We start from the raw sequence: 10,645 nt of genomic DNA on the forward strand, positions 1-10,645 counted from the left end.
GGAAATGCGCGATGAACGCTCCCGTCAGACTTCCATAACGTCCTCGAACGATTCCGGGAAACTCTGACGCGCCACCTTCTCGTTGATGACGAGCATCGCCTCATAGGACTTCGGATCGAAATCCTTGTCCACGGCCACCACTTCCCGCCCGAATAGCAGGTTGAGCCGCGCGGCGTCCAGATTGCCGCGCTCGAAGGGCTCAACTCCGAAATAATGCCAAAGCGCATGCAGGAAGGCTGCATCGACCCGGTGTTCCGCCGTGCCAGGGCGTGCGCGACGAGGCAGTGCCTTGATCGGCGTCACGCCCTTGGGATTGGCGCGGCGGATGGTGAACTGAATGCCGCTGCCCGGCATTCCCGATGGAAAGCCGCGGTGCTTCGTCATGTCGGGAAGATTGGCCATCGCTGCCCTCCTTCGCATTGCGATCGTATCATGTTGCGTTCTATGCCGGGCTGGCCGATGGCGACGCCCCGCAATCACACGAATAGCGATCTCGGCGACACTTTGCGAGCACAGAATATGTGGGCCTGTTGGCCCGTCGGGCTGGCCTGCGCGAGCACCATTATGTGTGACGTCGGTCTCTGAAGTCTCGTGACATGCTGATTGCTCGCGATACCCGGCGAGCGTCACTCGCCGGGTATCATTTTGAAGTCAGCTCACTTCGGCGTGACGTCGAAGCCGAACCACTTTTCCGACAGCGTCTTGATCGTGCCATCCGCCTTTGCAGCGGCAATCGCGTCGTTGAACATGGCCTTCAGTTCCGTGTCGCTCTTACGCAGGCCAACGGAACTGCCACGGCCGAGGAACCCGCCCTGGAAGCGTGGACCTGTCGTCGTCATGTCTTCGTTGCCCGGCTTCTCGGAAGCCGTCGTCAGATAGGCCATGGACGCCATAACGATATCAACACGACCGGCCTTGAGATCGAGATCATGCTCTTCCGTCGTCTTGTATTCTCTGACGTCGACGACACCCTTCAGATATTTGTCGACGAAGGCGGCCGCTGTGGAGGCCGTCTGCACACCTATCGTCTTGCCCTGGAGTGCCGGCTTGATCTTTTCGATCTCTGCAGCAGCGCCCGCTTCATCACTGGCAAGCGAGAAGACCTGGCCCTTTTCCGACAGCTTTGCGAGATCGCCCGTCTTCGAGGTCGCGAAGGCCTGGCCGGTGGAGCCGTAGGAATCACTGAAGGCGATCACCTCTTCGCGCTTTGCCGTCGCAGACATGCCGGAGATGATGGCATCGAATTTGCCGGCGTTCAGTGCCGGGATCATGCCATCGAAGTTCTGGACCACGATCTTGCACTCCACCTTCATGTGATCGCAGAGATATTTGGTCAGTTCGATCTCATAGCCATCGAGCGAGCCATCCGGCTTGGTGAAGTTATAAGGCTTGAATGCGCCTTCGGTGGCGATCGTCACCGTCGTCCACTTCTTGTCTTCGGCATTCGCAACACCGGCCGTCGCGATGACGGTAGCGGCTGATGTCGCCATCAGAACCCGTGAAAAGAACCTCATGTTTTTGCTCCCCTTTTCTTTGTTTGGGCTGAGAAACTACTTGTTGATGAACTGGCGGAAACGGTCCGACCGGGAATTGACGAACACATCCTGCGGTTTGCCGTCTTCTTCGATGACGCCCTGATGCAGGAAAACGACCCGGCTGGAGACATCGCGGGCGAAACCCATTTCATGGGTGACGACCAGCATCGTGCGCCCTTCTTCGGCGAGTGCGCGCATGACGCGCAGCACTTCGCCGACGAGTTCGGGATCAAGTGCGGAGGTCGGTTCATCGAAGAGCATTACTTTCGGCCGCATGGCGAGCGCACGTGCGATGGCCGCGCGTTGCTGCTGACCACCGGAAAGATGAGACGGATAGAAATTGCGTTTTTCTGCAATGCCGACCTTGGCAAGCAAGGCCTCGGCTTCCTCAATGCACTCCGTCCTCGACCGGCCGTGCACATGAACCGGGGCTTCGATGACGTTTTCGAGCACCGTCTTATGGGACCAGAGGTTGAAGCTCTGGAAGACCATGCCGAGCTGCGAACGAATTCGATCGACCTGCCTGCGCTCGGCCGGGCGGCTGCCGCCTTTTCCGTCGGCCACCATGCGGATCGTTTCTCCCGCGACCGTCACTTCACCGGAATCGGGCGCCTCCAGAAGATTGATGCAGCGCAGGAAGGTGGATTTGCCCGAGCCGGAGGAACCAAGAATCGAAACGACATCGCCTTCATGAGCGTCGAGCGAGATACCTTTCAGGACTTCCACCGGACCGAAACTCTTGTGCATATCCCTCACGCTGAGCGCGATGGTGGAAAGAGGGGCATTCGCCGCGGTCATCGGGCGTCTCCTTCGAGTGCGGATGTGGCTGTCGCCGGAAAGTGGGGAACAGGCTGACGCAGATGCGGGCTCAGCCAATATTCGACAAGGTAGACGAGACGCGTCAGCAGGAAGTTGATTGCCAGATAGATGGCGCCTGCGACGATGAAGACTTCGATTGCCCGATAGGTCTCGGAAATGATCCTGGCGGCGACACCGGTCACTTCCATCAGGGTAATGATCGAGGCGAGCGATGTCGCCTTCACCATGGAGATCATCTCATTGGAGTAAGCCGGCAGCGCCTGGCGGATGGCGAGCGGCATGATGATGCGACGGAACTGCATGAAGCGAGGCATGCCGCAGGCGCGCGCCGCCTCGACCTGGCCGAAAGGTACAGACAGAAGTCCGCCGCGAATGATCTCGCTGGCATAGGCAGCTGTATTCATGGTCAGCGCAAGCACCGCGCACCAATAGGGCTCGCGCAGGAACGGCCACAAGATGCTGTGCCTGACCTCGGGAAACTGGCCGAGCCCGTAGTAGATCAGGAAGATCTGCACGAGCAGCGGTGTGCCGCGGAAAATGAAGACATAGGTGCGTGCGCACCATTCCAGCACCATTATCCCTGAAAGCCGGCACAGTGCGATTGCCAGCGCCAGCGCGGCGCCGAGTGCGATCGACGTCGCGGCAAGCTGAAGGGTGAGCGGGATAGCGGAAACGAGACTGACGAAGGTTTCGCCGAGAAATTGCCAATCCATCAGCCTCTCCTCACGCCGCGAGAGAAGTGCTTCTCAGCCTGTCTCAAGAAAAGGCCGGAACCAGTTGAAATGATGAGATAGATCGCACCTGCAACGATATAAAAATCGAAGGGAAGACCAGTCGATCCTGCCGCCACTTGCGTCTGGCGAAGGAGTTCGGCGACGCCGGTAATGGAGACGAGTGCGGATTCCTTCAGAACGACCTGCCAGACATTGCCGAGGCCCGGCAGCGCGTGGCGAAGCGTCAGCGGTGCGACGATACGGCGAAACCGCAATGCACGGCCCATGCCGCAGGCGATTGCAGCTTCGATCTCACCTGGATGCACAGCCTTGAACGCGCCTCGAAAAACCTCCGTAAATTGCGCGCCCGAGGTGACGCCGACGGCGAGTGARCCCGCAAGGAACCCCGGAAAACCAAGGAAACCTTCGGCGCCGAAAAGCCGGCCGAGTGCGGTTATTGCGGCACTGCCTCCGAAATAGAAGAGGTAGATGACCAGAAGATCAGGTATGCCGCGAAGGACCGTCGTGTAGGTGTCGGCGGCGATCTTCAGGCCACGTCCGCCCGATATCTTCGCCCAGGCACCGAACGTGCCGATCACCGAGCCGATGGCATATCCCGAAAGCGCGACCAGGATCGTCATCCACGCGCCGGCCATGAGCGCCTTGCCCCAGCCGTCGGGGCCGAAGCTGACGAGCTCGAGGATGCCGGGCTGGTTCATGATGCCTTTTTCTCCGGCAGCGGCGGTTGAACGTCGTCGGGGATCGGATTGACGAACGGTATCCCATCGAGGCGGCCCTTCAGGTCCGCCTTGGCCGCCTCGATGAGAGCAGGATTGCGGATCAGGTCGATGGCGGTGCTCGCCATTACCTTTGCCGCATGCTCCGTGCCTTTATGGGCTGCGGGAAGCTTGCCCTGAGCGACCAACTGCCAGGAATGACCAGGCGTGCCGATGGCATAAGTCGCGCCGCGCATCTGCACTGTTGGCACGACCCAACTGACGCTGCCGACATCGGTTGAACCGACGATCGTGCTGTCGCCGGCGTAGAGCGGGAAGATTTCCTCGCAAAGCGGCTGGTCCTTTTTCGGTTTCAGGCCGAAGCGTGCGTAAGAAGAGGCTATGTCCTCGGCGCTCATGGTCGCCTGGAATGCCCGGGCGGTGGCGCGGTCGTTGTCATCGAAAACGGGCGGGCCGAGGCGTTCGAGATTGGCAAACATCAGGTCCTCGAGCGGAACATTGCCGACGAGATTGGCGTCACCGCTGATCACCTCGCTGCGGACCGACGTCTCGGTCATGAGGGCAGCGCCCTCTGCAACCTTCTTGACGCGGGCGACGAGCGACAGGAGTTCGGCGAGGTTTCGGGCGCGGACGAGGTAACGCACCGTCGCGCGGGCCTGCACCACATTTGGCGCCGAACCACCTGTATCGGTCACGGCATAGTGGATGCGCGCCGTCGAGGGCATGTGCTCGCGCATGTAGTTGACGCCGACGTTCATCAACTCCACGGCATCGAGCGCGCTGCGGCCGAGATGCGGTGTTGCTGAAGCATGCGACGAGCGGCCGGTGAAGTGGAAATTGATTTCGTTGCAGGCAAGCGAGATGGGGTTGTTGACGCCGGCAAAGGCCGCCGGGTGCCAGCAAATGGCAATGTCGACGTCATCGAAGACGCCAGCGCGCACCATGAAGCCCTTGGAGGAGCCGCCTTCTTCTGCCGGGCAGCCATAATAGCGCACGCGGCCCTTGAGGCCGTTTGCGGCAAGGAAATCCTTCACCGCTGCCGCCGCCAGCATCGAACCGGCGCCGAGCAAGTTGTGGCCGCATCCATGGCCATTGCCGTTTGCCGTCACCTCGCGCTTCTCGGCAACGCCTGCTTCCTGGCTGAGACCGGGCAACGCATCGAATTCTCCGAGGATTGCGATGACCGGGCCACCTTCACCGGCTTCGCCCATCACCGCTGTCGGAAGTCCCGCGATGCCGCGTTCGACACGGAACCCTTCGGCTTGCAGCTGCCGCGCGTGCTCTTCAGCGGATCGGTATTCCTCGTAATTTGTCTCCGGCATATCCCAGATCCGGTCGCTGAGCGCAAAGAATGCTTCGCGCTTGGCTTCGACAATGTCCCACACCGTGTCCGAGTTTTTCATGGCTTCCACAACAGCATTATTTTGCATAGTATCCAAAATTGGTGCCAATTTAGGTTACAAAGAATTTATGCGCAATCCACAAGCACGAAGAAATTTTCATCACGGCAATGCGTTGGGGCTGCCTTACGGACATACCTCAGCCCGTGATATCGATGGAGAAGAGCAGGGGAAATTCGAATGGCGGATGTCATAGTGAATTCGGGGCAGGGCGCGTCCGCTGGACGCGACGTGACGGATCTCGTGCTTCAGGATATTCTGGCCGGTGTGCTCCTGCCCGGTACGTGGCTGAAGCAGATCGATCTCGAGCGACGCTACAATTGCACGCGGCCTGAAGTGCGACGTGCTCTTGATCGCCTCGCTCAAAAGCGGCTCGTCGAACATGTGCCAAACCGCGGTTACCACGTCTATGAACCGGATGGCCGGCGCGCACGGGAAGTCAGTGAAATCCGCATTATCCTGGAAACCGCCATCGCCGGCACGATCATTCAGAATGCATTGCCGGCAGATATCGCCAGTCTCCGCAGACTTGCCGAGCATTTTGACTTCATGGTGCTGAATGGCACGATGCTGGAACTTTACGAGGCGAATCTCGCCTTCCATCGGCAATTGCTGGCTCTCGGCGGTAATCAGGAACTGGTCGACCTCATTACGGAAATCCGTCAGCGAACCTCATCGGCGCCGGTCTCACAATGGCGCACGCGCGCCCGTGTGGAGCAGTCGGGCCGGGAGCACCATCTGATGATCAACGCGATCGAAACCGGTGATGCCGAGCATTTGAAGGAATTGGTGCGGCAGCATATTCTTCAAAGCTAAACATGCCTGACCTGTCCCGGTCTTCTCAGGTCGCCGTTGTTGTAGTGTGCAGCGGCTACTGCCCGTGAGACGAGAACATACGATATGCTTGGGGCTTCGAATTGTAGTCGATAAATTTCCGAACCCGTAACATAGTACCTGCTAGTTTTGATCGTAACCGGTCGAACAGGTTGCGAGGCCATTCGAGCGAAACGCAGTATAACGGGACCGGCATGCGAGGACAGCTTCAGCAGGAAATCTTGGATATGCTGGCACGGGGGTCTTCTCTCGAAGACGCCTGCGATCGTATTTGCGAGCATGCTGAGCGGCTTGCAGCCGGGGTCATTTGCTCAATCGTGACCGTTGACCGCGAAGGGCTCCTGCATCCGCTGGCTGGGCCAACGATCTCCAGAACCTATTCCGATGCGCTTGACGGAATTCCAATCGGGCCCGATGTCGGCTCGTGCGGCACGGCTGCCCATTTCCGCAGGCCAATCGCCGTCACCGATATCTTTGCAGACCCGCTTTGGATACCCTATCGGCCGCTTGCCGACATTCTTGCGAAAGAACATGGCGTCAAGGCGTGTTGGTCGAGCCCGATCCTGCGCAGCGACGGACGCGTGCTCGGAGCATTCGGATTTTATTACAAGGATAATCGCGGCCCCACGCCCGAAGAACGCATGATCGTTGCTGAGTGTCTCGACCTCTGCTCGCTTGTACTCGAGCGTGAAGAGGTGAAGGCGGATAATCAAAGGCTTGCCTTTTTCGACAGCCTCACGGGCTTCGGCAATCGTGCCAACTTTCTCAAGACGCTCGAGGCTGCCATCGAGGGCGCCAGTGCCCCTCTTTCGGTTCTGCTCGTCGATATCGATCATCTCGGCCGGGTCAATGACGCTTTCGGCCATGCGACCGGCGACAGATTGATCCTGGAGGTCGGACAAACGGTTGCACGGATCGCAGCACCAGCGGCTATCTTCAGGGTGGACGCCGATGAATTTGCGGTCCTGATCGAAGATCGTTCCGCCGAGGAGTTATCGGCGGTTTCGACAGAAATTCTGCGCGCAATGGAGAACCGGGCTCCACAGCGCGACGAACATCTTCTGCCGGTCTCGGTTACCTGTGGGGGCGCGATCTTCGAACCGTCCCGGCCGCCCGACGTGCCAACCTTTCTGCAGCATGCAAATCTCGCACTCCACCATGCCAAGCAGACCGCCAGAGGCGGTTTCGTGCTTTACAGCGACGATCTTGCCGGAGCGATTGCAAACCGGTTTCGGGCGCTGCAGACCGTGACGAGCGCCTTGGCCGAAGATCGGATAGAGGCGCATTACCAGCCGATTGTCAGCCTTCCAACGCAGGAAATAGTCGGCCTCGAGGCTCTATGCCGCATTCGTATGGATGGTGGCCAGATCCTTTCGCCCGGCGCGTTTGCCGAGGCACTCCAGGATCCATCGATGGGGCATCTCCTGACCGACCGGATGCTGGAGCAGGTCGCGCGCGATATCCGATACTGGCTCGATCTCGGGCTCTCGTTTCAATATGTCAGCGTCAATGTATCGATGGCGGATTTCAACCAGGGCAATCTCGGCGAACGGATCAAGAGCGTTTTTGCCCACCACCGCACACCGCTCAAGCATGTCGTGCTCGAAGTGACCGAAACGGTCTATATGGACGAAAAGGACGGAAAGGTCGCAAAAGCGATCGAGGAGCTTCGCAGGGAAGGGCTGCTCGTGGCGCTCGATGATTTCGGCACCGGCTACGCCTCGCTCACGCACCTGCTGAATTTCCCGGTCGACATCATCAAGATTGACAAGACCTTCATCGACCGGATGTCCGATGGACCCGGCGCTGTCATCGTCAAGGCCCTTCTCGACATGTCGGTTGGACTCGGTACCCGTATCGTGGCTGAAGGTGTGGAAACGGAAGATCAGGCAGAACGCCTGCGGCGCCTCGGATGCCCCTATGTGCAAGGATATCTGTTCGGTCGCCCGGTCGATCGCGACAAGGCAACAGAAGCGATGCGGTCCGAGGTTCCCCCTTCGGCGGACAAGGTGGAACGAAAGTCCGGCGGCCCGTGATAACGCAACTATCGCGACAATAGCGCGACTGCTGTCACTCTGCAGCCTCGTTATGGCGTTCGAGATAATGCCCCCCCAGGAAGGAGCGATAGGCGTCGGCTATGCCCGCCTTCAGGCCTATCCTCGGTGACCAGCCGAGAGCGCGCAGCTTGTCGGCGCTCATCAGCTTGCGCGGCGTGCCGTCCGGTTTGCTGAGATCGCGCGTGATCCCGCCTTCGAACCCGACGACCTCGGCAACGAGCCTTGCCAATTCGAGGATGCTGATGTCTTCGCCCGAGCCGACATTCACGTGACTTTCGGCGGAATAGGCCTTCATGAGATGGATGCAGGCATCGGCGCAATCATCGACATGCAGGAATTCACGCAGCGGCGCTCCTGTGCCCCAGATGCGGATTTCCTTTTCGCCGTTGATCTTGGCCTCATGCGCTTTGCGGATCAGGGCCGGCATGACATGGCTTGAATGGAGGTCGAAATTATCGCCCGGTCCATAGAGATTGGTGGGCATGGCCGAAATGAAGTCCTTGCCATGCTGCTTCCGATAGGCAGCGCAAAGCTTCAGTCCGGCAATTTTGGCGATCGCATACCATTCGTTCGTCGGTTCGAGCGATCCGCTGAGAAGCGCGTCTTCGACGATCGGTTGTTCGGCGAACTTCGGGTAGATGCAGGACGAACCCAGAAACATCAGTTTTTCGACGCGAGCCTTATAAGCGGCGTGGATGACGTTCGCCTCGAGGATCAGGTTGTCGTAGAGGAAGTCGGCCGGATAGGTATCATTGGCGAGGATGCCGCCGACCTTTGCAGCCGCCAGGAAGACGGCATCGGGGCGGTTGTTTGCCATCCATGCCTCCACCTGATCCTGCCGCCTCAGATCGACTGCGGCGTGCGCAACCGTGAGGATCTCGCAGCCCTCGGACGCAAGACGCCGCACGAGCGCGGAGCCCACCATCCCGCGGTGACCCGCGACATAGACTCTTTTCCCAGCGAGGCTGTAGATGATCTCAGGCATGGACCAGCCCCTTGTTCGCGCCGATCGTCGGAACATTGCGGGCCATGACTTTCAAATCCTCGCGGACCATCTCCGAAACCAGCTGGTCAAGACTCACCTCGTGTTTCCAGCCAAGCTTCGTATGCGCCTTCGTCGGATCACCAAGCAGAAGGTCGACTTCGGTGGGTCGGAAATAGGCCGGATCGACCTCCACCACGCAGCGGCCGGATAACTTGTCGTATCCCTTTTCCTCGACACCTTCCCCACGCCAATCGATCGGCATGCCCACCCTGGCAAAAGCCTTCTCGACAAAAGAGCGAACGGTGTGCGTTTCGCCGGTTGCTAGGACATAATCTTCCGGCTCGTCCTGCTGCACCATCAGCCACATGCCGCGGACATATTCCCGCGCATGTCCCCAGTCGCGCTTGGCATCGAGATTGCCAAGATAAAGCCGCTCCTGCAGGCCGAGATGGATGGCCGCGGCCGCGCGAGTAATCTTGCGCGTTACGAAGGTTTCACCACGGATCGGGCTTTCATGGTTGAACAGGATGCCGTTCGAGGCATGCATGCCATAGGCTTCGCGATAGTTGACGACGATCCAGTAGGCATAAAGCTTGGCGGCCGCATAGGGGGATCGAGGGTAGAACGGCGTCGTTTCGTTCTGCGGGACCGCCTGAACCTTGCCGTAGAGCTCCGAAGTGGATGCCTGATAGAAGCGCGTCTTCTTGGTCAGGCCCAGGAGGCGAATGGCCTCAAGCAGCCTTAGGGTGCCGGTTCCGTCCGCGTTGGCGGTATATTCCGGAGTCTCGAAAGACACCTGGACGTGGCTTTGTGCGGCGAGATTGTAGATCTCGTGGGGCTGCGTTTCCTGGACGATCCGGATGAGATTTGTTGCGTCGGTCATATCCCCGTAGTGCAGGATGAAGCGCGGATTATCGACATGAGGATCTTCGTACAGATGTTCGATACGATTGGTATTGAATGACGACGAACGCCGCTTGATGCCGTGAACAATATAGCCCTTATCCAGGAGCAATTCGGCGAGGTAAGCACCATCCTGGCCGGTTACGCCGGTAATCAGTGCGACTTTCCCGTTGTGTCTCATTCCGGTATCCATGATCGTTCTCCAACTCGAGTACTAACGCTGTTTCTGAGAAGCTGCCGAATGCCATCGACAGGTGGTGTTTCGCGGTTTGAGCGGGCGGTTCCGCCGTTGCCTGCAATGCGGATATCGAAACGTTCGTCTCTCATTTTTGCATCCCCAGATACGGGTGCAGCCAACGCAACGTGAACCATGCTGCGATGGGTGACGTCTCGAAATTCTGATAGGTCATCAAGGACCTTGCGTATAATTCGGAGTCACGGAAGTTGTATTTTGCGTGACGTTTAGGTTTGACATTGTTGATGGCGACGACGATGTCGGCGTTGCGAGCGCTTCTGAGCTGCTGCAGGCAGAATTCGGCGGCTCTGCGGCTGGTTTTTGCCCATTGCACGATCATCAGCGTTCGCTCCGTCAGCGCTGTCAGATGCATCGTATCGGCCGAGGCCAGTACGGGGGCGCTGTCGAAGATGACGATCTGGCCTCT

General features: G+C 58.9%; 11 protein-coding genes and 1 pseudogene. 3 read left to right on the forward strand and 9 right to left on the reverse strand.

Annotated elements, in window-relative coordinates; translation table 11 throughout:
* Positions 1–24: 24 nt before the first annotated feature.
* The 6 genes from AC1DF8_RS26105 to AC1DF8_RS26130 form a co-directional block, all read right to left on the reverse strand.
* Entirely contained in the window at positions 25–402 is a 378-nt protein-coding gene (locus AC1DF8_RS26105; RefSeq protein WP_112971667.1) for a hypothetical protein, read from the reverse strand.
* 254 nt (positions 403–656) lie between these two features.
* Entirely contained in the window at positions 657–1,514 is an 858-nt protein-coding gene (locus tag AC1DF8_RS26110; RefSeq protein ID WP_478155582.1) for a transporter substrate-binding domain-containing protein, read from the reverse strand.
* Positions 1,515–1,550: 36 nt separating this feature from the next.
* Positions 1,551–2,333, reverse strand: coding sequence for an ATP-binding cassette domain-containing protein (locus AC1DF8_RS26115; RefSeq protein ID WP_113205137.1), 783 nt, complete (start codon positions 2,331–2,333; stop codon positions 1,551–1,553).
* Complete coding sequence (locus AC1DF8_RS26120; protein ID WP_478155583.1) at positions 2,330–3,067, reverse strand: ABC transporter permease; 738 nt, start codon at positions 3,065–3,067, stop codon at positions 2,330–2,332. Before AC1DF8_RS26120 ends, AC1DF8_RS26115 begins: the two co-directional genes overlap by 4 nt.
* Entirely contained in the window at positions 3,067–3,786 is a 720-nt protein-coding gene (locus AC1DF8_RS26125; protein ID WP_478155584.1) for an ABC transporter permease, read from the reverse strand. The genes AC1DF8_RS26120 and AC1DF8_RS26125 overlap by 1 nt, the downstream gene beginning before the upstream one ends.
* Positions 3,783–5,207 carry a M20 family metallopeptidase gene (locus AC1DF8_RS26130; RefSeq protein WP_478155585.1) on the reverse strand — a complete coding sequence of 475 codons (1,425 nt, stop codon included), beginning with the start codon at positions 5,205–5,207 and terminating at the stop codon, positions 3,783–3,785. Before AC1DF8_RS26130 ends, AC1DF8_RS26125 begins: the two co-directional genes overlap by 4 nt.
* On the opposite strand from AC1DF8_RS26130, the gene AC1DF8_RS26135 reads away from it, so the two are divergent.
* The 3 genes from AC1DF8_RS26135 (at position 5,206) to AC1DF8_RS26145 (ending at position 8,074) form a co-directional block, all read left to right on the forward strand.
* Complete coding sequence (locus tag AC1DF8_RS26135) at positions 5,206–5,400, forward strand: hypothetical protein (RefSeq protein ID WP_478155586.1); 195 nt, start codon at positions 5,206–5,208, stop codon at positions 5,398–5,400. The two genes, AC1DF8_RS26130 and AC1DF8_RS26135, sit on opposite strands and share 2 nt — an antisense overlap.
* The gene (locus AC1DF8_RS26140; protein WP_478155587.1) at positions 5,385–6,020 is read left to right on the forward strand and encodes a GntR family transcriptional regulator; all 636 of its coding nucleotides are present in this window, start codon (positions 5,385–5,387) and stop codon (positions 6,018–6,020) included. The genes AC1DF8_RS26135 and AC1DF8_RS26140 overlap by 16 nt, the downstream gene beginning before the upstream one ends.
* 245 nt (positions 6,021–6,265) lie before the next feature.
* Positions 6,266–8,074, forward strand: coding sequence for a bifunctional diguanylate cyclase/phosphodiesterase (locus tag AC1DF8_RS26145; RefSeq protein ID WP_478155588.1), 1,809 nt, complete (start codon positions 6,266–6,268; stop codon positions 8,072–8,074).
* Positions 8,075–8,108: 34 nt separating this feature from the next.
* Here AC1DF8_RS26145 and fcl read toward each other — a convergent pair whose 3' ends face one another.
* From fcl to AC1DF8_RS26160, 3 genes and pseudogenes are all read right to left on the reverse strand, one after another.
* Positions 8,109–9,080 (reverse strand): GDP-L-fucose synthase, encoded by a 972-nt coding sequence (fcl, locus tag AC1DF8_RS26150; protein ID WP_478155589.1) that lies wholly within the window; start codon positions 9,078–9,080, stop codon positions 8,109–8,111.
* Complete coding sequence (gmd, locus tag AC1DF8_RS26155; protein WP_112971676.1) at positions 9,073–10,176, reverse strand: GDP-mannose 4,6-dehydratase; 1,104 nt, start codon at positions 10,174–10,176, stop codon at positions 9,073–9,075. Before gmd ends, fcl begins: the two co-directional genes overlap by 8 nt.
* Positions 10,177–10,306: 130 nt before the next feature.
* Positions 10,307–10,645: pseudogene (locus AC1DF8_RS26160) on the reverse strand (hypothetical protein); the annotation flags it as partial.

The sequence above is a fragment of the Rhizobium sp. 05N49 genome (assembly GCF_056396805.1).